16 protein-coding genes and 1 pseudogene are annotated in these 23,148 nt (G+C 61.5%); 9 read left to right on the top strand and 8 right to left on the bottom strand.

Annotation, left to right across the window (positions count from 1 at the left end; genetic code table 11):
* Nucleotide 1 precedes the first annotated feature (1 nt).
* From FJ404_08040 to mntR, 3 genes are read right to left on the bottom strand one after another with little or no spacing between them, the layout of a single operon-like run.
* On the bottom strand, nucleotides 2-2,368 hold the full coding sequence (locus FJ404_08040; GenBank protein MBM3822818.1) for an FtsX-like permease family protein: 2,367 nt from the start codon (nucleotides 2,366-2,368) through the stop codon (nucleotides 2-4).
* Between the two features lie 2 nt (nucleotides 2,369-2,370).
* Nucleotides 2,371-3,099, bottom strand: a complete 729-nt coding sequence (locus tag FJ404_08035) for an ABC transporter ATP-binding protein (GenBank protein MBM3822817.1) — start codon at nucleotides 3,097-3,099, stop codon at nucleotides 2,371-2,373.
* A 13-nt stretch (nucleotides 3,100-3,112) separates the two neighbouring features.
* A complete protein-coding gene (gene mntR / locus FJ404_08030) occupies nucleotides 3,113-3,583 on the bottom strand; it encodes a manganese-binding transcriptional regulator MntR (protein ID MBM3822816.1) in 471 nt (156 codons plus the stop codon).
* A gap of 74 nt (nucleotides 3,584-3,657) precedes the next feature.
* Between mntR and FJ404_08025 the strand changes: the two genes are divergently transcribed.
* The 7 genes from FJ404_08025 to FJ404_07995 all read left to right on the top strand — a co-directional run bounded on the left by FJ404_08025 (nucleotide 3,658) and on the right by FJ404_07995 (nucleotide 15,476).
* On the top strand, nucleotides 3,658-4,656 hold the full coding sequence (locus tag FJ404_08025; protein MBM3822815.1) for a manganese transporter: 999 nt from the start codon (nucleotides 3,658-3,660) through the stop codon (nucleotides 4,654-4,656).
* Nucleotides 4,653-5,441: an ABC transporter ATP-binding protein gene (locus FJ404_08020; protein MBM3822814.1), complete on the top strand. Its 789-nt coding sequence runs from the start codon at nucleotides 4,653-4,655 to the stop codon at nucleotides 5,439-5,441. Before FJ404_08025 ends, FJ404_08020 begins: the two co-directional genes overlap by 4 nt.
* Entirely contained in the window at nucleotides 5,438-6,757 is a 1,320-nt protein-coding gene (locus FJ404_08015) for an iron chelate uptake ABC transporter family permease subunit (GenBank protein MBM3822813.1), read from the top strand. The genes FJ404_08020 and FJ404_08015 overlap by 4 nt, the downstream gene beginning before the upstream one ends.
* Nucleotides 6,754-7,701, top strand: a complete 948-nt coding sequence (locus tag FJ404_08010) for a metal ABC transporter permease (protein ID MBM3822812.1) — start codon at nucleotides 6,754-6,756, stop codon at nucleotides 7,699-7,701. The genes FJ404_08015 and FJ404_08010 overlap by 4 nt, the downstream gene beginning before the upstream one ends.
* A 225-nt stretch (nucleotides 7,702-7,926) precedes the next feature.
* Nucleotides 7,927-9,015, top strand: coding sequence for a formylglycine-generating enzyme family protein (locus FJ404_08005; protein MBM3822811.1), 1,089 nt, complete (start codon nucleotides 7,927-7,929; stop codon nucleotides 9,013-9,015).
* A gap of 243 nt (nucleotides 9,016-9,258) precedes the next feature.
* A complete protein-coding gene (gltB, locus tag FJ404_08000; GenBank protein MBM3822810.1) occupies nucleotides 9,259-13,896 on the top strand; it encodes a glutamate synthase large subunit in 4,638 nt (1,545 codons plus the stop codon).
* A 95-nt stretch (nucleotides 13,897-13,991) separates the two neighbouring features.
* Nucleotides 13,992-15,476: a glutamate synthase subunit beta gene (locus FJ404_07995; protein MBM3822809.1), complete on the top strand. Its 1,485-nt coding sequence runs from the start codon at nucleotides 13,992-13,994 to the stop codon at nucleotides 15,474-15,476.
* Between the two features lie 856 nt (nucleotides 15,477-16,332).
* Here the strand turns inward: FJ404_07995 and FJ404_07990 are convergent.
* The 4 genes and pseudogenes from FJ404_07990 to FJ404_07975 all read right to left on the bottom strand — a co-directional run bounded on the left by FJ404_07990 (nucleotide 16,333) and on the right by FJ404_07975 (nucleotide 19,148).
* Nucleotides 16,333-16,524 (bottom strand): annotated as a pseudogene (locus FJ404_07990) (type II secretion system protein).
* A 39-nt stretch (nucleotides 16,525-16,563) separates the two neighbouring features.
* Entirely contained in the window at nucleotides 16,564-17,325 is a 762-nt protein-coding gene (locus FJ404_07985) for a type II secretion system protein (GenBank protein ID MBM3822808.1), read from the bottom strand.
* A gap of 74 nt (nucleotides 17,326-17,399) precedes the next feature.
* Nucleotides 17,400-18,461, bottom strand: coding sequence for a hypothetical protein (locus FJ404_07980; GenBank protein MBM3822807.1), 1,062 nt, complete (start codon nucleotides 18,459-18,461; stop codon nucleotides 17,400-17,402).
* 36 nt (nucleotides 18,462-18,497) lie between these two features.
* Nucleotides 18,498-19,148 carry a sigma-70 family RNA polymerase sigma factor gene (locus FJ404_07975; GenBank protein MBM3822806.1) on the bottom strand — a complete coding sequence of 217 codons (651 nt, stop codon included), beginning with the start codon at nucleotides 19,146-19,148 and terminating at the stop codon, nucleotides 18,498-18,500.
* Between the two features lie 176 nt (nucleotides 19,149-19,324).
* Between FJ404_07975 and FJ404_07970 the strand changes: the two genes are divergently transcribed.
* Entirely contained in the window at nucleotides 19,325-20,629 is a 1,305-nt protein-coding gene (locus FJ404_07970; protein MBM3822805.1) for a hypothetical protein, read from the top strand.
* A 173-nt stretch (nucleotides 20,630-20,802) separates the two neighbouring features.
* Entirely contained in the window at nucleotides 20,803-21,480 is a 678-nt protein-coding gene (locus tag FJ404_07965; GenBank protein MBM3822804.1) for a DUF502 domain-containing protein, read from the top strand.
* On the opposite strand, the gene FJ404_07960 is transcribed toward FJ404_07965, so the two are convergent.
* Nucleotides 21,447-22,940 carry a response regulator gene (locus FJ404_07960; GenBank protein MBM3822803.1) on the bottom strand — a complete coding sequence of 498 codons (1,494 nt, stop codon included), beginning with the start codon at nucleotides 22,938-22,940 and terminating at the stop codon, nucleotides 21,447-21,449. The genes FJ404_07965 and FJ404_07960 overlap by 34 nt on opposite strands.
* Nucleotides 22,941-23,148 lie beyond the last annotated feature (208 nt).

Here is a 23,148-nt window from a genome sequence, read left to right as displayed (position 1 = left end):
TTCATTCCGGAGCGCGGAGGGCGCCCACCAGGTTTAATTGCTTGAGTTTCCGGAGCACCACTCCCGCGGACAAGAGGGAGGCGGTGAAGACCACGATGACGGCGAAGGTGTAGTTGAAACGGGTGAGCACGAGCGGAAGCCGCACGGTTTCGGTGTTCACGGCTTGAATGATGCCGGTGGCGAAGCCGGTGCCCAGCAAAAGTCCCAGGGGGACGGCCACGAACGCCAGCGCACCAAGTTCCAGGATCAGCACTCGCGCCACTTCAGGCTGGGTAAACCCAATGACGCGCAGGGTCGCCAGATCACGGCCCCGCTCGGCCAGAGAGATGCGAGCGTTGTTGTAAACGACCCCAAAAGCAACGACCGTGGCGAACGTCAGATAAATGGATTGAATCAGGTTGATGCTGGCCGCGGTGGTTTCGCGAAAATTGGCCCGAAGCGATTCCTTGACGGCCACCCAAGCCACCCGCGGCTGCCTCTTCAAGGCCGCGAGAAAGCGTTCCTTTTCTCTCGAATCCACGCAGAACGTCGCGCCGGTGACCACGTCGCCCTCGCCCATCAGCCGGTTCAGCGAGCCCCGCTCCATGTTGACTTTGATCCCCGCGAAGTCGTCCGACAACCCAAGCAAAGGCACTTCACGCACCCGGCGCTGGCCCTCCAAGAACTCCACCTTTAAGAGATCGCCCCGGCGGGCTCCCAGGACCTCGGCCAGTTTCACCGAGATCACAAGACCGTCCGGCGGCAGCGGAATCTGTTTGTTGTGCGCATCAATGGCGCGCTCGTGCATCGAGTCCGAGGGTAATCCGCTGATCCCGACCTGCCGGCTGCGGTGTCCAAAGTGAATCCGCGCCGCGGCATTGCGGAAAGCCTCCACGCTGACGACGCCCGGCAGCCTGGCAAAATCGTGCAAGGTCGATTGGGAGTCCGGCTCGATCAAGCCCAGACTGACATCGTGGCGCTGAGCGATGTCCCACTGAAATCCAAGCACCTCGCGGACGCTGTCGCGAAACGCGTTGGGAATGATCAGAATCGCCGTGGCCAGGGAAAGCCCGGACGCCGTGAAGAAGGCTTGCCAGGGCTTGCGTTCCAGGTTGCGGACCGCCATCCGAAACGGATTGCTGAAATGGCCGGACAACCCCGCGCGTTCCAGGAAGGACGGCCGGAAGCTCGCGGGGGGCTCCGGACGCATGGCTTCGGCGGGCGGCAGTTTCGCGGCACGGCGCACCGCGCCCAGCACGCCGAGCATGGCGGCGCCCACACCGACACCGAGCGCGATGCCCAGCGCGGCGGCATCCACCTGAAACGCGAGCGCGGGAAAACGGAAGAACCGATGGTACATGTCGACCAAGTTCGCGCCCAGGAGGACTCCCCCGACGGCGCCAATCAGGGTGCCGCCACAAACGAACACGATGGCAAACTTCAGATAATGCCAGGCGATCTGCACATCCGAGTAACCGAAAGCTTTGAGAATCGCCACTTGCTCGCGTTGCAAATTCAGCAGCCGGGAGAGCACCGAGTTGGTCATGAACGCGGAGACACTCAAGAACACCATGGGAAAGCCAATGGAAAGGGTCGTCAGCACCCGAATCTCGTCCGACACCCGGATATCGGAGGGATGATCCTGGCGGCCGAAAGCCCCGCGCCCTCCGTAAGGAAGCAGCAGGCGGTCGAGTTCGGCGCTCACGGCTTTCTCCGAGGCCCCGGGCCCGAGGGCCAACGCCAGATGATTGAAGGCCTGGTCCATGTCGAAGGCATTGGCGAGTTCCTCGTAGGGCATCCAGAAAATGCCGTAGGTGCGGTTGTCGGGAAGCGCCGAGCCGGGACGGGACTCGAAGACGAATTCGGGGGAAAGCACGATGCCGTTCACGCGAAAACGGCGCAGGCGTCCATTGAGGATCATGGCCATGGTGTCCCCCGGACGGAGCCTGTTCGCGAGGGCGAATGCCTCCCCCACCAACACGGCGCCGCGCGCGCCGGGTTCGAGCCACTGGCCGGACCGAAGGAACAGGCGGTTCAGCAGAGGCGTTCCCTCGTCGGGAAGCGAGCGAACCAAGCCGCTGGCGGGTTCGACCAGACCGTCGATGTCAAGCGTCACTTGGGCCGAGATCCCGGGTTGCACCTCGGCCACGCCGGCAATGGCTCGCGCCCGGCGGGCCACCTCCAGGGGAGCCCGTTTCAAGTGGACGAAAAGATCCGCAAACCGATGCGCACGGTAGTAACTCTGGCGGGTGGTTTCCAGTGAATGAATCAGGCTGCGAGCCATGATGAGCATGGCCAGTCCGCAGGCCATGACCAGGCAAACAGCCACGGCCTGGCCTTTCATGCGCGCCAAATCGCGAAGCAGTTTGCGGTCGAGTTGCCCGATCATGATTACCACTTCAAGCCGCTCACCGGAGCCCGGCGGTCATTGCGCGTGATGTGATGCACCTTGCCGTCCATGAAATGCAACACCCGGTCCGCCATGTCGGCCATGATGGCGTTGTGAGTAATGATGACGGTGAGCGCCCCCAACTCGCGGTTGACCCGGTCGATGGCTTCGAGCACCACAATGCCGGTCTTGACGTCCAGGGCGCCCGTCGGCTCATCGCAGAGCAGCACCCGGGGGCGCTTGGCGATGGCGCGCGCGATGGCGACACGCTGCTGTTCCCCTCCGGAAAGCTGGGCAGGAAAATGATCGAGCCGGTGGTCGAGCTGAACCATGCCCAGCGCCTCCTCCGGGGGCATGGGATGCGAGGCGATGTCGGTGATCAACGCGACGTTTTCCCGCGCCGTCAGACTCGGAATCAAATTGTAAAACTGGAAGATGAATCCGACGCCCTCGCGCCGGTATTGGGTCAGAGCCTCCTCGTCCGCGGACGCCAGGTTCATGCCGTGGTACCACAGTTCTCCCGAGGTGGGCACGTCCAGGCCTCCCAACTGGTTCAGGAGCGTGGTCTTCCCGCTGCCCGAAGGTCCCAGCAACACGACCAATTCGCCCTCGAACAACTCGAGATCAACGCCGTCGAGAGCGCGGACCTCGGCGGAGCCCTCACCATAAATCTTGCGCAGAGCCGCCGCGCGAAACACCGCGGGGGAAGAGGAGGACGCAAGGGCGGGCACGGCGGCCTCGACATCAACGGTGGTTTGCTTCCACGCCGGCGGCGTGGCGTTCCATCCAGCTCTTGAAAGCGGCCAGCGTCTCGGCGCTGACGTGGTGCTCGATGCCCTCGGCGTCTTGATCGGCCACCGGCGCCGGAACCCCGAGCGCACACAGGAAAGCGCTCACCAGCTCGTGCCGTTTTTGACAGTGGATCGCGAGTTGACGGCCTTTGTCCGTCAGAAAAATCGCGCGATAAGGTTCATTCCGAACCAAGCCTGACTTCTTGAGACGGGCGATGGTGTGGATGACGGTCACAGGGGAAACGCCGAAGTGGCGCGCCAGATCGACCCCTCGGGCCTCGCCGTGGGCTTGGAGGAGCCCGGCGATGGCCTCGACGTAGTCCTCGGCCACTTCCGACGCGTTGTCGCGGCGGGTCTTCCGGTGGCGCGCCGCAGTGGCGCTGCCCGGCGTCCGCCGTCTTGCCTGGTGAGTCCCCGGCTTCATGTCCGGTTCATTCAAACCGCGCTTGACATCCGGAGCAAGATAATTAGCATGCGCTAAATTTAATGGTATAGACTATGAGATCTACCACTGACTATAAGCGGCGCCGGGCGCTCGGGGGGATGGTCGCCGGGCTGCTGGCCAGCGTGCTGGCCCTGGCCCTGGAGGCGGCGACCCGTCCACTGCCCCGGCCTTACCAGATCGTGGCCACCTGCGGGATGGTGACCGACGTGGTGCGCGAAGTGGCGGGCGCCCACGCACGGGTCATCGGGTTAATGGGGGAAGGTGTCGATCCCCACCTCTACAAGCCCACCCGCGATGACGTGAACCGACTGCTCCAGGCCGACGCCGTGTTCTACTCCGGGCTGATGCTGGAAGGCCGCATGACGGATACCTTTCTGAAAATCGCCCGCAAGGGCACGCCCGTTTTCGCCGTCACCGAGTTGCTCGACGAAAAGTTTTTGCTCGAGCCCGAGGACATGGCGGGACACACCGATCCCCATGTCTGGATGGATGTGCAGGGATGGATGGCCGCCACCCGGGCCATCGCGCAATCGTTGTCCTCGGTGGATCCCGCGCATGCCGAGGATTACGCCACCCGGGCGAAACGTTACCTGGAGCAGTTGCAGCGGCTCGACGATTACGCGCGCAGCTCTCTCGCCACGGTGCCCAAGGATCGCCGCGTGCTCGTCACCGCTCATGACGCATTCAACTACTTCGGCCGGGCCTACGGCCTGGAGGTTCGCGGCATTCAAGGGATCAGCACCGAGTCGGAGGCGGGGGTGGCCGACATCAACCGGCTGGTGGAAGACATGGTGAAGCGGAAAATTCCCGCCCTCTTTGTCGAGTCCAGCGTGTCGGACAAGAACATCAAGGCGTTAATCGAGGGTTGCCGCGCGCGCGGGCACACCGTGCGCATCGGAGGCGAACTTTTCAGCGACGCCATGGGCAAACCGGGAAGCTACGAAGGCACGTATGTGGGGATGATCGACCACAACGTCACTTTGATTGCGCGCGCGCTCGGCGGGGACGCTCCCGCGCGCGGCCTCAACGGAAAACTTTCGCCCCATCCGTGAAGGCGCCTCTCGCTTCGCCGCTGAGCATTCGCGACCTCAACGTGGCCTACCAGACCAAGGTCGTGGTTTGGGACGCGGATTTTGAGGCCCCCGCGGGCCAACTGGTGGCCATTGTCGGACCCAACGGTGCCGGCAAGAGCACCTTGCTCAAGGCCGCGCTGGGTTTGGTTCCCGCCGCTTCCGGCAAGATCCAGTTCTTTGGCGAGCCTTACGCTAGGGTTCGTTCACGCGTGGCTTATGTTCCGCAGCGGGAGAGTGTCGATTGGGATTTTCCCGTCAGCGCGGTGGATGTGGTAGCCATGGGCCTTTACCGGAAATTGGGATGGTGTGTTCCGGTGAGGAAGAAGCACTTCGATGAAGCGGCCATGGCGCTGGCCAAAGTGGGATTGGAGGCCTACGCCGGGCGGCAAATCAGCCAGCTTTCCGGCGGCCAGCAACAACGCGTGTTTCTGGCCCGGGCACTCGCGCAAAAAGCGGACCTTTATCTCATGGACGAACCCTTCGCGAGCGTGGATGCCGCCACGGAGCGGGCCATCGTGGAGGTGCTCCGCGCGTTACGGACGGAGGGCCGGACGGTGGTGTGTGTTCATCACGATCTGCCGACGGTTCCCGAGTACTTCGACCATGTGGCGTTGCTCAACATGCGGGTGGTCGCGCAGGGTCCGGTGGCGGAGGTGTTCACGGCGGAGAATTTGCGCAAGACTTACGGAGCGCGTCTCACGTTGCTGGAGGAGGCGGCCCAGGCGGTGGAGCGTGCGCGCGTGACGGTGGAGCACCGGGGATGACGGGGTTTGAATATAACACCCGCGTGGTCATCGCGGGAGTCACCGCGCTGGGGCTCGCGAGCGGCGTGGCGGGTGCCTTCCTGCTCCTGCGCAAACGCTCCCTGTTGAGCGACACCTTGAGCCACTGCACGCTGCCCGGCATCGCGCTCGCGTTTCTTGTCGCGGAGGCCTCCGGCTTCTCGGGCCGGTCCTTGCCGTGGCTGCTGGCGGGAGCCTCGGTGACCGGAGTGCTTGGCATGCTGACGGTCGTGGCGATTCGAAGCCGGAGCCGGGTGAAGGATGACGCGGCCCTCGCCATCGTCCTCAGCGTCTTCTTTGGATTGGGCATGGCGTTCCTGGTGTTGATCCAGCAATTGCCCACGGGCAACGCGGCCGGCCTCACGCACTTCATTTACGGCAAGGCGGCGTCGCTGGTGGCTTCAGACGCCCGTTTGATCCTGGTGGCCAGCTTGATCGTGGCGGGAACCTGCGCCCTGCTTTTCAAGGAATTCAAGCTGCTTTGTTTTGACCAGAGTTATGCCCGCAGCCAGGGCTGGCCGCTGGCCGGGCTCGATCTGTTGCTGATGGGGCTGGTCGTGATGGTGACCGTGGTGGGCTTGCAGGCGGTGGGCTTGTTGCTGGTGGTGGCCATGCTCATCATTCCCGCCGCCGCCGCCCGGTTTTGGACCCACCAGCTTGGTCGCATGGTCGTCCTGGCGGGCGTTTTTGGGGCAGCGAGCGGTTTGATCGGGGTTGGGATCAGTTCCCGCATTCCCAAACTGCCCGCGGGAGCGGTCATTGTTCTTGCGGCGTTGTCGCTGTTCGCCATCAGCATGGTCTTCGGCCTGCGGCGAGGCGTATTGATGAAGAAGCTTCACCAAAGGCAGGTCTCCCTCCGCGTCCGCCGCCAACACCTGTTGCGCGCGATTTACGAGTGGTGCGAACAACACGCCACGGCTCCCGGATTTGAAGCCGCACGGCTGCTTGAGCGGCAGGTGCCCGCCTCGTCTCTCTGTGCCATGAACGGATGGGATCCGGCGACCTGGACCGGGCTGCGGCGGCTCGGCCAAGGGGAAGGTTTGATTCAGTGGATTCCGGAATCAGGCACCTGCCAGCTTACCGGTCAGGGAAAACTCGAAGCCAGAAGGGTCACGCGCAATCACCGCCTCTGGGAGACTTACTTGCTGCATTACGCAGACGTCGCGCCGCAACACATTCACCACAACGCGGACCAGATCGAGCACGTCATCGAACCCGAGATCGTGAATCACTTGGAGGAATTACTTGAGGTCCGGTCGGGAAACGCGCTGGTCCCTTTGGATCCGGAGAAACCATGAATTGGTCCGAACTCGATACCTGGATCGTGGTGACGGGCGCCCTGTTGGGAATGGCCTGCGTATTGCCCGGCACCTTCCTGATGTTGAATCGGCAGAGCATGCTCGGGGACGGCATCAGCCATGCCGTGCTGCCGGGGCTCGCGGCGGCGTTTCTCCTGACGGGTTCCCGGGATGTGCTGCCGATGATGACTGGCGCGGTGGCTGCGGGCCTGCTCACGGCCTGGCTGACGCAGGCCGTGGAACGTTTTGGGGAAGTCGAGAGCGGCGCGGCGCTGGGCGTGGTGTTCTGCGGGCTTTTTGCGCTGGGCTTGATTCTGATCCGGGTCTCCTCCGACAAGGTCGATCTGGACGCGGACTGTGTGTTGTATGGTGCGATCGAGACGGCGGTGATCGACACCCGCTCCGTGCCCCGGATCACTTGGATCAGCGGTGGTTTGCTTCTTTTCAATCTTCTCCTGGCGACGGTCTTCTACAAAGAACTGAGAATCAGCGCGTTCGATCCCGCCTTGGCGGACGCCCTCGGGTTTCGGGCGGATCGAATTCGGCTCGGTCTGACGCTTTCCGCCTCAGTCACGACGGTGTTGGCGTTCGAAAGTGTCGGGAGCATTCTTGTCATCGCGATGCTGGTGGTCCCGGCTGCCGCGGCTTCGTTGTTGACCCGGAAACTACACCTCTTGCTGGGATTGGCCATGCTCCTGGCTGCCGCCAGCGCCTTGGGCGGGCATCTGGGCGCGATTGCGGCACCGCGCTGGATTGGAAAATGGGTGGGGCACCCTGAATTGGGAGCCACCAGTTCCGCCGCGATGATGGCGGTGTGCGCGGGCATGATTTTCCTGGCCTGCTGGGCGATTTCGCATGCACTGACCCGCCGACACTCGCAACCAGCCTCCACCGGCGAAGCCACCCGGGGAAAAGTGTCCGTGCGGCAAGAGTGCGCCCCTTGAAGTGGAGGGCCGGATCATCTTGGGGGGCAGCTTGTCGCTCTCATCCGCCGTGTACCTGCAGCAGATCCGTTCTTGGTTGGAGGGATACTCCAACGGGCGGCGGAACTTCGGACCGCAGCTTCCGTCGTTGCGGTGCCGGATTCAAAGGATGGACCTGCGTCGCATCAAGGCCGCAGGGTTCGAAAAACTCCTCGCCAGAAGTCCCGCGCCCGTGAAAATGACGGCATGCGCATGATCGCGAAAATCGGGTTGCCCCTGCTTCTCCTCCTCGCGCTCGCCTGGTTCGGGTTCCCTTTCGCGCAAAAAAAGAGCGCCCCTGGCGGCACGCCATTCCTGCCAACCCGGAGCAGTGAAGCCACCCCACCGGTCCCCGCACCTCCGGGGATGGTGTGGATTCCCGGGGGTGAATTCTCCATGGGCAGCATTGACCCCACCGACATGGTTTGCGGTGGACCCGACCGCATGACGGACGCCAGACCCATTCACCAAGTCCGCGTCGATGGGTTTTGGATGGATGCCACGGAGGTCACCAATGAAGAGTTCGCCCAATTCGTGGAGGCGACCGGATATGTTACCGTCGCGGAGAAAGCACCGAAACCGGAGGATTTTCCCGACGCACCTCCGGAAAACTTGGTCGCGGGATCCGTGGTCTTCCAACCCACCGCCGAACCGGTGCCCCTGACCGACCATTTGCTCTGGTGGAGTTATGTGAAAGGAGCGAACTGGAAGCAGCCATTCGGGCCGGGGAGCAGCTATCGCGGACGCGAGAAGCACCCCGTCGTTCATGTCGCCCACGAGGACGCGGCGGCCTATGCCCGGTGGGCGGGGAAGAGGCTGCCCACCGAAGCGGAATGGGAATTTGCCGCCCGAGGGGGCGAGGCCGCAAAGCCTTACGCCTGGGGAACGGAATTGAAACCCGGCGGAAAATGGCAGGCGAATATCTGGCAAGGCCCATTCCCGGTCACGGACACCGCGGAAGACGGCTTTGCCGGCGCTGCCCCGGTGGGGCAATTTCCTCCCAATCCTTTCGGACTCTACGACATGGCTGGAAATGTTTGGGAATGGTGTGCGGATTGGTATCGTCCGGATTACTACGCATTGCTCGCGTCTTCCAACAACGTCGCCCTCAATCCAACGGGCCCGTCCGACAGTTACGATCCGGTGGAACCGGGTGCCTCCAAGAGGGTTCATCGCGGTGGTTCGTTTCTTTGTTCCGATCTCTACTGCACCCGCTACATGATTGGCTCCCGCGGCAAGGGTGAAGTCTCCACCGGCAGCAACCACCTCGGGTTCCGGTGCGTCAAGAGCCGTTGACCCATCCTGATCCAAGGACAAGGAACTTTATTCTCGTGGGGTTGGCGCGGTGCGCGGTTTGTCCCCATGGTGTTTTCTCGGAGCCCAGCGTCCTTGAACCTTCGAAAAACCGCCTCAGCCGAGAATCAGCCTTCCCGCTGGGCTGAATTAGACGCAGGAATACACAAGTGCGCTATTGCGCCGCTCGCGTGAATTTGCAAAGAGTCTGAGGATTTGAACGGACGTTACGACACACCAAGTACAATGCAGCACGCGAAGACGAAGCCCGAATCTCAAGGCGGTTCGCTCCGGTTAGGACCCCCGCCCAAACAAGGGCTCTACGACCCCTGGTTCGAACACGAGGCTTGCGGGGTGGGATTTATCTGCCACATGAAGGGCAAGAAATCCAACTCGATCATCCGCCAAGGGTTGCAAATCCTCAACAACCTCGATCACCGCGGGGCCTGCGGATCCGAAAAGAACACCGGCGACGGGGCGGGCCTCCTCATGCAGATGCCCCATAAGTTCCTCAAAAAGGCCGCCACCGCCGCCGGGATCAAGCTGCCCAGCGCCGGACGTTACGCGGCCGGCATCGTTTTCCTGCCCAAAGACGCTGCCACCCGCAAAGAATTTCAGCGCGATTTCGACCGCATCGTCGCGGAAGAAGGCCAGGACGTTCTGGGTTGGCGCGATGTGCCCTGTGACAACACCATGCTCGGCGCCACCGCACTCCGCTCCGAGCCGTTCATGTCCATGGTGTTCATCAAACGAGGCCCCTCGTGCAAGAACGAGATGACGTTCGAACGCCGCCTCTACGTCATCCGTAAACAAGCCGCAACCAAGATCCGGAATTCAGGGCGGCCCGATTGCGAGTACTGGTACATCGCCTCGCTCTCCTACAAGACGCTTGTTTACAAGGGCATGCTGCTCACCGGGCAGCTCGGCGCCTACTTTGCCGACCTCCGCGATTCCGACATGGAGTCCGCCCTGGCCCTGGTGCATTCCCGGTTCTCCACCAATACGTTCCCGTCCTGGGAACGCGGGCATCCTTACCGCTATATCGCCCACAACGGCGAAATCAACACCTTGCGCGGCAACATCAATTGGATGCACGCCCGGGAATCGTTGATCGCGCATGAACTCTTCGGAGACCACATTGACAAGATCAAGCCGATCATCAATCAGAACGGCTCCGACTCGGCGATGTTCGATAACGTGCTCGAACTGCTCACCCTCGGCGGACGCACTCTTCCGCACGCGGTCATGATGATGATCCCCGAGCCCTGGCAATACCATGATGCCATGTCCCCCGAACGCCGGGCGTTCTACGAGTACCATTCCTGCATCATGGAGCCTTGGGACGGCCCGGCCTCCATCGCCTTCACGGACGGCAATTGCATTGGCGCCATCCTCGACCGCAATGGACTCCGGCCCTCGCGCTACTACGTCACGAAGGATGACCTCGTCATCATGGCGAGCGAGGTGGGTGTGCTCGAAATCAAGCCGGAGAACGTCGTGGCCAAAGGGCGGCTTCAGCCCGGACGCATGTTCCTGGTCAACATGGAAAAAGGCCGCATCGTGGCCGATGAGGAGATCAAGGATCAGCTCTGCCGAGAACACCCCTACGGCGAATGGATCAAAAGGAACATGGTCAAATTGGATGACTTGGCCGATCCAGACCATCTGCCCGAGCCCAGTCACGCGACCGTGCTGCAGCGGCAGCAGGCTTTCGGTTACACGTTTGAGGACTTGCGGATCCTGATGGTTCCCATGGCCCGCGATGGTGTGGAAGCCGTGGGCTCGATGGGCACCGATACCCCCATCGCGGTGCTCTCGAACAAGCCGCAACTCATCTACAACTATTTCAAGCAACTCTTCGCCCAGGTCACCAATCCACCCCTGGATTGCATCCGCGAGGAAATCGTCACTTCCACGGTCACCACCATTGGTTGCGAGGGGAATTTGCTCCAACCCACGCCCGAGTCGTGCCGTTTGATCGAACTCAAAAGCCCCATCCTCAATAACGAAGAGTTCGCCAAACTGCGGCACCTGCAACATCCGGCCTTCAAATCCGTCACCCTGCCCATCCTCTATCCGGTCGCCGAAGGCGCGGACGGCGTCGAACGGGTCATGGAGGAGATTTTTGCCAAAGCCGACGAGGCGATTGCCGCGGGCGTCAATGTGCTCATTCTGACCGACCGGGGCATCAACGCCCCGATGGCCGCCATCCCGGCGCTGCTCGCGGTCAGTGGACTCCATCATCATCTCATCCGCCGCGGCACCCGCACCAAAGTCGGCTTGGTCCTCGAATCCGGGGAACCCCGCGAGGTGCATCATTTTGCGCTGCTGCTCAGCTTCGGATGCGGAGCGATCAATCCTTACCTCGCGTTCGCAACGCTGGACGACATGATCCAACAGGGCCTGCTCCCCTCGGTGGATCACAAGACCGCGGTCAAGAATTTCGTGAAGGCTGCCGTCAAAGGCGTGGTGAAAGTGATGTCGAAGATGGGCATCTCCACCATTCAATCGTATCGCGGCGCGCAGATCTTCGAGGCCGTCGGCCTCAATCATCACGTGGTGGACAAGTATTTCACGTGGACGACCAGCCGGATCGAGGGCATTGGTCTTTCGGAAATGACACGCGAAGTGGAGGCTCGCCATCGCCACGCCTTTCCCGAACGGCAGGTCAACGGCCACACCCTCGAAGCCGGGGGCCAGTATCAATGGCGGGCCGACGGCGAGGCGCACCTGTTCAATCCGCAAACGGTTCACAAGCTCCAAAAGGCGGTTCGGCTCGGCGACTACAAAGCGTTCAAAGATTACAGTCGTTCGGTCGATGAGCAGTTGAAGGCAGCCTGCACCCTGCGCTCCCTGCTCGAATTCAAGCCGCGCCCCTCGATCCCCATCGAGGAGGTGGAGTCCGTTGAAACCATCCTGAAGCGCTTCAAATCCGGGGCGATGAGTTACGGTTCCATCTCCAAGGAAGCCCACGAAGCCCTGGCCATCGCGATGAACCGCGTCGGCGGCAAATCCAACACCGGCGAAGGAGGCGAGGATCCGGAGCGCTACGTCTGGAAAAATGAGCGCGGTGACTCCAAGAATTCAGCCATCAAACAGGTCGCTTCGGGGCGATTCGGCGTCACCAGCCTTTACTTGGTCAACGCGAGGGAGCTGCAGATCAAGATGGCCCAAGGCGCCAAGCCGGGCGAAGGCGGGCAGCTCCCCGGCGCGAAAGTCTATCCCTGGATCGCCAAGACCCGCCATTCCACCCCCGGCGTGGGACTCATCTCCCCGCCACCACATCACGACATCTACTCGATCGAGGACCTGGCGCAGCTCATTCACGATCTGAAGAACTCAAACACCCGCGCGCGCGTCAGCGTCAAGTTGGTTTCCGAGGTCGGCGTCGGCACCGTCGCCGCGGGAGTGGCGAAAGCTCACGCCGACGTGGTGTTGATCTCGGGATTCGACGGGGGCACAGGAGCTTCACCTCAAACCTCCATCAAGCATGCCGGCATTCCCTGGGAACTCGGCCTCGCCGAAACCCATCAAACGCTCGTGCTCAACAACCTGCGTTCTCGCATCGTGGTTGAAACCGACGGCCAGTTGAAGACCGGCCGCGACGTCGTGGTCGCCGCGCTCCTCGGCGCCGAGGAATTCGGCTTCGCCACCGCGCCTCTCGTCGCGCTCGGATGCATCATGATGCGCGTCTGCCACCTCAACACATGCCCCGTGGGCGTCGCCACCCAGGATCCGCGCCTGCGCGCGCGTTTCACCGGGGATCCCGCCCACGCCGAGAACTTCATGCGTTTCATCGCCATGGAGGTTCGCGAATGGATGGCCCGGCTCGGATTCCGCACGCTCAACGAAATGATCGGGCGCACTGACGTGCTCGAACCCCGCCAAGCCCTCGACCATTGGAAAGCCAGCGGTCTCGATTTCTCCGCCATTCTCTATCAGCCCAAAGCCGGCGCCGAAATCGGGCGTTTCTGCACCGACAGCCAGGACCATGGCATCGAGGAATCCCTCGACAACACGGTCCTGCTGGACCTTTGCAAACCCGCGCTCGAACGCGGCGAAAAAGTCCGGGCCGAAATGCCCATCCGCAACGTCAACCGCGTGGTGGGCACCATTACCGGAAGCGAACTCACTCGCCGCTGGGGAGCCGGGGGCCTGCCGGACGACACCATCCGCATCCACTTCAAGGGCAGCGCCGGCCAGAGCTTCGCCGCGTTCCTGCCCAAAGGCATGACGTTCATCCTCGAAGGGGACACCAACGATTACTTCTGCAAAGGCCTCAGCGGCGGACGCGTCGTTCTGCATCCCCCCGCAGGGAGCCCCTTCAAAGCAGAGGACAACATCATCTGCGGAAATGTCGCTTTCTACGGCGCCACAGGCGGCGAGGCGTTCATCCGCGGCATGGCCGGCGAACGTTTCTGCGTCCGCAATTCCGGTGCGATCGCGGTCGTCGAATCCGTCGGCGACCATGGCTGCGAATACATGACGGGCGGAAAGGTCGTCGTCCTGGGTCCGACCGGACGAAATTTTGCGGCCGGCATGAGTGGCGGCATCGCCTACGTGCTCGACCTCGCGGGCGATTTCACCACGAAATGCAACAAGCAGATGGTCCAACTCGAGAAGATCGAGGACCCCGCCGAGGCGGCGGATCTCCGCCAACTCGTCCAGCGCCACCAGGAATGGACGCGCAGTGAGGCGGCCTCCCGTGTCCTCGCCGATTGGGAAACCTACGTCGGTAAATTCGTCAAAGTCATCCCGAAGGATTACAAGCGGGTCCTCCAGGCGCTCAAGCGGGCGGAGGAGGCGGGGCTCAGCGGCGAGCAGGCAATCAACGCGGCGTTCGAGGCCAATGCCAAGGACGAGTCGCGTGTCGGTGGAGGCTGATCAGCACCCCCCGCGAGTTGAAACCAAACCAGCTCCGGACGGCGGCGCGCCCGGAGCACCAGGACGATTCGATCTGACAACCAAACGGCAACTGCATGGGTAAACCCACTGGATTTCTTGAATTCGAACGCGCTCTCCCGGCCGACCGGGGATCCGTTCAACGCATCGGCGACTGGAACGAGTTTCACGAGCACCTGCCCGAAAAGGGGCTGCGCGACCAGGCGGCGCGCTGCATGGACTGCGGCGTTCCCTTTTGCCACACCGGCCAGCTCATTTCCGGCATGGCCAGCGGCTGCCCGATCAATAATCTCATTCCCGAATGGAATGATTTGATCTACCGCGGCCTCTGGCAGGAAGCCATCGAGCGGCTCCACAAAACCAACAACTTCCCCGAGTTCACCGGCCGCGTCTGCCCCGCTCCGTGCGAGGGCTCCTGCGTCCTCGGCATCAACGACCCGCCCGTCACGATCAAGGAAATCGAGCGCACCATCATCGATCACGCCTTCGAGCAAGGCTGGGTCACGCCCGAACCTCCAGCCCGTCGCACCGGCAAAAAAATCGCCGTCGTCGGATCAGGACCGGCCGGACTCTCCGCCGCCGCTCAGTTGAACAAGGCAGGGCACTCCGTCACCGTCTTCGAACGGGCCGACCGCCCCGGCGGATTGCTCATGTACGGCATCCCCAACATGAAGCTCGATAAGGAAGGAGTCGTGCTGCGCCGTCTCAAAGTCCTGGAGCAGGAAGGCGTCCAATTCGTGTGCAATACCGAAATCGGCAAGGACATTTCCGCCCGGCAGCTCATGGATGAATTCGACGCCATCGTGCTCTGCACCGGCGCCACCAAGCCGCGCGATCTTGGGATTCCAGGACGCCAGCTGCAGGGCGTGCATTTCGCCATGGAATTTCTCCATGCGAACACGAAGTCTCTGCTCGACAACCAGTGGGGACCTTCATTCATCAGCGGTAAGGACAAGGATGTGGTGGTCATCGGCGGCGGCGACACCGGCACCGATTGCGTGGCTACTTCGATGAGGCATGGCTGCAAGAGCCTGCTCCAGGTCGAAATCCTTCCCAAACCTCCGCTCACCCGGGCGGCGGACAATCCCTGGCCCGAATGGCCCAAGACCTACAAGCTCGACTACGGCCAGGAGGAAGCCAAAGCCAAATTCGGGGCCGATCCCCGTGTGTATCTCACCACCGCTACGCATTTCGAGGGAGACGACCAGGGCCGCGTGGCCCGCGTGCATCTTGTGGACGTGCAATGGGAGAGGAACGACAAAGGCATGTTCATTCCCAAGAACGTCCCTGGAACCGAGCGCGTCCACTCGACGCAGCTGGTGCTGCTCGCCATGGGATTCCTGGGACCGGAGCAGCCGCTGTTGGAAGCGCTGGGCGTGGAACGCGATCCGCGCAGCAACATCAAAGCGGATCACGGACGATTTCAGACAAGCATCCCGAAAGTGTTCGCGGCGGGGGATTGCCGCAGGGGGCAGAGCCTGGTCGTGTGGGCCTTCAATGAAGGCCGCGGCGCCGCGCGCGAATGCGATCGGTTCCTCATGGGCCAGACCGACCTGCCGTGACAGGGTCGCACGATTAAGCCAGTCCAGGCGCGCCCGCACGGTGGCAAACCGCCGCCGGACCTGATCGACCCAAGTCCACGGATAAGGGAGTCATTGGCCGACCCATCACCCGGATCACGTGGATGAAATCCTTGATGAAGTCATGCGCGAGGAACCTTCGAAAATCAGCGCGGTCTTGGCAAATTCAACCTCCCGACTGACTTGAGCATCAAGTGAGTCGGGAGGTTCAAGGCGCTTTGACGTTCGGGTTTGGAGCGGAATCCCGGTGCCAATTTAACGACCACAGGCCTTTGAGCCGCACTTTCGCCACGTGGCCGCCGGCGTAAGCCACATTGATGCCGCCCGCGTGCCGAATGATGGCAAAGCGGCCCATGAACTGTCCCTTGGCGTGCGGAAAACTGCCCCCGCCGTAGCCGCCGCCTTTGAAGTCAAGCGGCACCCGATCGTTGTTTTCCGGCCAGGACCCCACCCACACGGAATCCGCATAGGCCGGCACGTCCGCCGGGGATTCGGTGAATTGGGGATAATACTTTTCCTTGGGAAAATCGGTCAGATACTGGCCTTGATTGTCGAGCCAGAGATTCATGCCATAACTTCCCTCGGCCTCAAGAGCCCGCCACGTCTTCGTGGAGGTGCCCCACCAGGATTCATCGCGTCCGGGCTTCAGTTTGGGACGCTTGGTCACGGGACATACCATGATCCGCATCACCCCCTCGCTGGATTCGTGCGACTTCTGTTTGTAAGTCGGGTCTCCCATGTAAGGGGCGATTTCATGAAACCAATACCGCCCGACTTGATTGACCACGGGGGGCACGTGGTCTCGGTAATCCTCGGCATAAAACCGGGTGGCCAAAGTCATTTGCCGCAGCGCGTTCAAACAAGCCGTGGCTTTCGTCTGGGTCTTGGCCCGCGCCAGACTCGGGAGCAACATCCCCGCCAAGATCGCAATGATGGCGATCACCACCAGCAATTCGATCAGAGTAAAACCAGCCACTCCGGGCCGGCCATGCCCGGAAGCCACTACGCGATTTGATCGGTTCCCATTCATGTTTGCTCCTGTCTTACGGGCGTGCCCGTAACTGCGATCTCACCACCATTTGTAGGCGGGGTCGGGCTTCGGCGCCGCGCCATACCCCCAGCCATAGGCCTCCTTCGGAAACTGAAAATAGTCGGTGTGGCCGTCGCCCCACAGCACGTTGAACCGGTACTGTCCCTTGTAATTATGCCATTGGCTCCAGGGATCGTTCTTGTCGCGGTCGTGCCAGAATGGCCAGTCCCCATGGATGATCTTGTTCGAAGGACTCAAAGCGATCTCGCTGGTTTTCATCGGCGTGCCTTCAGGCGTTCCGCGGGCCGCTCTGCCGTCCCCGGTCACATGCTTCACCCGGAGCGTTTCCACAGACCAGACGGTCAAATAACTGTTGCCCCAGGCGTCGTAGCAACTGCGAATGCCTTTGGGAAAAAGACTCTTCCAGTGAGAATCGCCCTTGTCACCGGGACATCGATACGTTTCCACCGCCGTGACGTACCGGTTCATGGGACGATTCGTTTCATACGTGAACCCGCCGTGCAATTCGATGACCCCGCGTTTTCCGCCCAGAGTTCCCCAATCGTTATAGACCGGATACCGATCGGAATTGTCGTCGGCATACATCTGGTAACCCAACGCCAGTTGATGATGATTGCTGGAGCACTTGATGCGGACAGCCTTTTGCTTCGAACGCGAAAGGGCGGGCAACAACATGCCCGCCAGGATGGCGATGATGGCGATGACCACCAGCAGTTCGATCAACGTAAATCCCGCACCTCGGCACGCGGGACGATGCGGAACGGAAGGAGTTGGGCTCATAAAACTCAAGCAGGGATACGCAAAACTAATGATCCGTATCACCCCTCATGTCCAGCGTCAAAAGAATTGCCAGGCTAGGGCTGCAAAGGCTGGGCCGAGATCGGAAACTGCTGCCGGCCATCAATCTTCACCCGGCCCTGAAGCCGAACAGAGTTCGTGCTCCCCACCACCTCACCCGAAAACTCCACGGGCGCACCCAGGGCTTGACTGCGCCCTTCCACACGAAACGTTTGCCGAAGCTCGCCCGTGGAGGACCGGCTCTCCGCCGCCAGCGAGCCCGTGAACACCGAGCCGTCTTCATCCACCACGCGCATTTCACCTCCGCGCATCTCCACCAAGAAATTCTGCAAAACCCTGGGCAGAGGCGGCGAATTCATATTCCTGCGATACCCCCACTCCAAGCGCACAAATCGTTGCTGTCCGTTCTCGAAAGTCGATTGGCGCCCAACCTCAGGAACAGCCTTCGTGACGGAAGGGGGTGGTGAAGGCGCAGGAGTGGACGTGTTCGAAGTCTCGGCCACCTTTTTCGATTTAATCTCGCTGATCAATTGTTTGGTCAAAGCCGCCCGCGACTCGCTGTTCAAAGATTGAACCGGGATCGCCGACGGTTCCACCGGCGATGGCGGAGCGGCAGCCGCCCTGGCAGCCGACTCTTCCAACGCAGGCGCGGGAGCGGGCAACTCCGTCGACGTTGACCCTGCGCGCAAAGTCTTCTCCAAGTCTCGGACCGTCTTCTTGGTTGCCGGAATCGCCGGGTCCAGATCCCGTTCTTTATCCTCCGACAAAATGGACGACTGCCCTTCCGGCTGATCCGCCGCTTTCGAAGTTCCTAGCGCAGACGATTCAGGGGCTCTTGCCGTCGGATCGGTGTCCCGGAGCAACACAGCGAGGAAGACCAGGACCCCGACAGTACCCATTCCCCAAACGATCCGAGACCACCACACTCTCCCCATTTCGGACCAACGGACGCCCCAATCTTGCCTGGGTGGCGATGGTTGGACCAGCGTGGAAGGGGAACGTCCGAGGGTCTTGTCCACTTCGGCGAGCAATTCCGCCCGGCGCTGCGCTGGGATCGATTTGGGCACCCCATAGTCCTGTCGCCTTTGACGGGCGTAATCCTTCAACAGTGGGTCCATGGAGTTTTCGGATTCCATTGCAAATCGTCCGGTCGATTAGACGGCAAAGGAACCCGCTTGCCCCGCCGCTTGTTTTCCCTCCGCTTGTTCCAATCCCTTGACCACCTCCGCCAAAGCATCCAGGCAGCGGCTCAACCGCGAACTCACGGTCTTCTCGTTCAAGTCCAAGGCCTTGGCAATGTCCTCGTAGCACAGATCTCCGAAATACCGCAGTTCAAGGATCTCACGGCAAGGATCCCCTAACCGATCAAGGGCTCGCCGGACCAACGTCAGCCGCTCCTTCCGCATGGCGGCTTGGTCGGGCGCCAGACCTGCCGCCACCGGTTGAGGGCTGCTCCCTGGAACACCGCCGCCAGACGCGTCCGGGAAGGGATCCAGCGGCACCGTCACCCGCCCTCCACCACGCTTGGCGGTTCCCTGCTTTTCCCAATAATCGCGGCATTTGTTGGCGGCGATCCGGTAAACCCAGGTCGTGAACTGGCTGCCTCCTTGAAATCCGCCGAGACCTCTGACGATCGCAAGGAATGTTTCCTGGGCGATCTCCTCCACGTCTTCATGCTGAAACGCAGGGTGCATCTGGGCAATGAATCGGCAGACCAGTCCATAGTACCGTTCGAACAGTTCATCCCAGGCATCGCGGCGGCCTTGCCGGCAGCGGGTCAAAAGGGAGAACTCTGAATCGGTCATGGCGGCGAGGAGTGGACGGCAGGCGTTCTAACGTCCCACCCTCGAACCGAACAGCATTTTCTACAGGCTTTTCATTTGCGGTCACCGGCCCCTTGTGCGAAGAGTGAAAGGCGAGAACTAAAGCCCTTTCGACCCGCATTCTGCGTTCGCGCTCATCCTCACTGACTTCCGCCACGATGAAAACATCCGTCCTGCTCCTGGCCTCGGTGGCTTTGAATCTTTTGCTGGCCGTGCTTTGGCTCAGGAGACCCTCGCCCGAGGCCCTCGCGACGGGAAGCGCCTCCCCCCTTGCGGCCCTGCCTCTATCCGCTTCCGCCCTGGCGACCAACCGGAGTTCGGGTGCCCCGGAATCTTCCGGTTCCAAACCCGTCAAGTCCTTCACCTGGGAGGTGGTGGAATCCGCCGACTACCGCGAGTACATCCGAAATCTGCGCAGCATCGGTTGCCCGGAGGAAACGATCCGGGACATCATCGTGGCGGACGTCAACAAGCTGTTCGAGGAGCGCAAAGCCAGGCTGCAGGGCACGCGCAAGAAATTGGAGTATTGGAAGGCTTCGAGCATGTTCGCCATGGCCGCTCCGGATGAGGAGTTGCTCAAGAAGAAACAAGAACTCAATCAGGAGCGGCGCGCGCTCCTCACCGAGTTATTAGGCTCCGCGCCGGAAGAAAAACCCGACGCGTCCACCCTTTTAATGGAGTCTTTGGAGGCCATGTTCGACTTTTTGCCTCCCTCCAAGCAAACCGAAGTCTTTGAAGCAATGCAGCGGATGCAGTCGAAAATGATGAAGAGCATGGGGTCCGGCATGCCCGACCAACAGGACATGAAGAAAATGGTCCAGGCTCAAAAGGACATGGAAGCCGAGATTGCGAAGCTCATGACGCCGGAGCAGTTCGAGCAATACCAGCTTCGCCTGTCCACCACCGCGATGACCATGCGCATGCAGCTCGCGACGTTTGACCCCACCGAGGAGGAATACAAATCCATCTTCAAGCTCCGCAAGGCCTTTGATGAAGACCACAATCCGATGCTCATGGGATCCTTGACTCCGGAAGAACGCGAGAAGCGGACATCGGCGGAATCGGAGTTGAATGAGAAAGTCAAAATGCTGCTCGGAGGGGAACGTTTCACGGAGTACACCCGCAGCCAGGACTACAACTATCAGGGCATGGCCAAAGTGGTGGAGCGTCACAACCTGCCCAAGGAAACCGCGGTCAAAGTCTACGACATGAAACGCATCGCGGAGGAACAGGCGGCGAAGCTTCGAGGAAACAGCAGCCTGGATCCCGTCCGGCGGGACGAGGCATTGCGGGCCATTCGAGCCGAGACCGAACGGTCCATTCAAGAAGCCTTCGGGGCGGAAGGGGCGCAGAGTTATCTTGCCAATCCCATGGCCCGGGGATGGCTCGACCAACTTGCTCCAAGTCAAGCCGTCGCCCCTACCGCCATTCTACCTGCCCCGGTCGTCGTCCGCTCCCCCTAAACTGAAGAGGTCATGATGCTTTCGACGGGTGGGTGACTCTTCGTGGGGCGTTTGGCCTGGGCTTGGGAAGGTCCTCGATCCGCGTTGACCCGGAAAAAGCGCGGTCAGAAATTCTTTGCGCACGGATCAGAGACAGGCTTGAACCCCGGTGCGACAAACGAAACGATGGCGCGATGAAAACGGGAACGTTCGCGCAGGTGCGCGCCAATTTTTTCACGGGGCTGGCGGTGTTGCTGCCGGCCGCCGTTTCCATCGCCCTGGTCGGATGGCTCTTCGGTACGATCTCAGGCTTCACCGACAATCTCCTGTTCTTCGTGCCGCCCGAGTGGAAGCACGCCCCCGGAAATCCCCAGGCCATCCGATGGTACTGGAGTGCCGCGGCCCTGGCCCTGGCCTGCGCTCTCGTCACCGGACTGGGCGCCGTGGCTCGATTCTACCTGGGACAAAAATTGATCGAGTTTGGGGACGCCTTCCTGCTGCGCGTGCCGCTGCTGAACAAAATCTACGGCACACTCAAGCAGGTGCAGGACGCCTTTGCTGGACAACAATCCTCATTTCAAAAGGCGGTCATGGTTGAATTTCCCCGCACCGGCATTCGATCGCTGGGTTTCGTGACCGGCACCGAGGGACGCTCACTGGGTCTTCCGGGTGAAGAGCGCTGGGTGTCGGTGTTCGTCCCCACCACCCCCAATCCCACGTCGGGATTCCTGATCTTCGCGCCGGAATCCGCCATCACTCCCCTCGATCTTTCGGTGGCGGAAGCCATCAAAATGATCGTCAGCCTGGGCGCGGTAAGTCCCGAGGCCGGCGGCAAGGCTCAGCCAGGGGCGCCCAGCCTGCGGCGCACGTAGGCCACGACTTCGGTCAGATCGGTCGGCTTCCGCAAAACTTTGCCGTCATCCTGAATGCCAAACTCCCGGGACAATGTTTCACCCGGATAACCCTTGATGAAGAGTACGGGGAGCTCCGGCCTTGACCTCTTCAACAATTCCGCGAGTGCCGTGCCGTGCATGCCGCCCTTGAGAATGATGTCCGACAAGAGTAAATCGATCGAGTCACCCTGGGCTTCCCAAATGCGAAGGGCCTCCCCCGCGGTGCGGGCGGTAAGGACATGGTATCCGTGACGGCGCAATCCATGAGCTTGGACGGAAAGCACCATTTCCTCGTCCTCCACTAAAAGGATCGTTTGTGAACCTGCGGTGGCAGGCGGGTCTTCTTGCAACACCCATCCGCTCGGTGGGGCGTCAGAACGGGACGTCAGCGGCAAACGAAGCCGAAAAACAACGTGCCGGCCGGGTGTCTCGTTCACGAGGACAACGCCTTGAACGAGGGAGACCAACTGGTCGGCCAGTTCCAAACCCGGATCTCCTTGCGAGAGCGTCCGGGCTCCATCTTCATGGGTGCTCCAGAACTCGGACAGCACCGCGCGCTTGGGGTGAGAGCTTGAAATCGTGCCGAGGAAAAGCTCGATCCAGTCCGCCTGGCCCGAGTCCGCGTCCGAAACGAACCGGGTTTGAACGATCAGGGTTCCACCTTGTTCCAGCTCATGCCGGGCATGCAACGCCAGCGAGAGCAGCACTTGCTCCAGGACGAGGGGATCCCCAAAAAGTTGCGGCTGGCCGAGGCCCAGCTCGAGCTCGATGAGGCATTGATCAGGCAGCACGCGACGGACCGAAGGAAGGGATTCCTTGATGGCTTGATTCAGTTCGAACGGACGCGCGTCGCATTCCTGTCGGCGTCCAAACGCGGTGAGTTGCCGGGTCAGCCCCGAGGCGCGCCCGGCGTGGCCGACGATTTGGATGGAATGTTTCCGGATTTCATCGCCGACACCGGGATGATTCGAGATCAACTCCGCGTGCCCGCGCACCACGCCCAGCAAATTATCGAATTCGTGGACAAATCCGCTGACCACGCGCCCCATGATCTCGGCTTTGTGGGCGGCGTGCCTTTTGGAGGACCATCGCCTGGCTTCGGTGATGTCCTGGGCCACGCCGAGGAGCCACGGCTCCGGTGAGAATGCGGGGTGAAAGCGCTGGATGCGCTCCCGAACCCATCGTTCCGTGCCGTCCGGGCAATTCCAGGCAATACATGAGTGAGAGCGGCAGGCCGGTCTGGGAGGCTTCGTCCCTTTTTTCACGGACGAACTTTTGAAAGTCAGCGTGAATCCAACCTTCGGCCTCCGTGCGGCTGATCGAGGAAACGTGCCGTCCGTGCAGGGCGGCCATGTTGGCGCACCAAGCCACCGGCCCTCCGAGCAGACTATGCCTCCAATGACCGACGGGTCCAAAAAGGGCGCCGTCCAGGGTGGCATCGTGCTCGGCGAGCAACTCCACGCGCAGGTCGCGCCATCTTCGACGGATCCGGGCCTCCCATGCACCTCGCCGGAGACCGTCACGAAGGTCTTGAACGCGGCTGCTCAAGACAACCTCGAAAGCCCCGGCACGCTGGAGTTCGGATGCCCGTTTGAGGTCGGGTTCGGGCAGGAGTCCAATCAACACCATGGACGGATCCTGTTCGAA

The organism is Verrucomicrobiota bacterium, assembly GCA_016871495.1.
Lineage (GTDB): Bacteria > Verrucomicrobiota > Verrucomicrobiia > Limisphaerales > VHDF01 > VHDF01.
The sequence above is the reverse complement of the archived record's forward strand: the minus strand, read 5'-3'. Positions and strand labels throughout refer to the sequence as shown.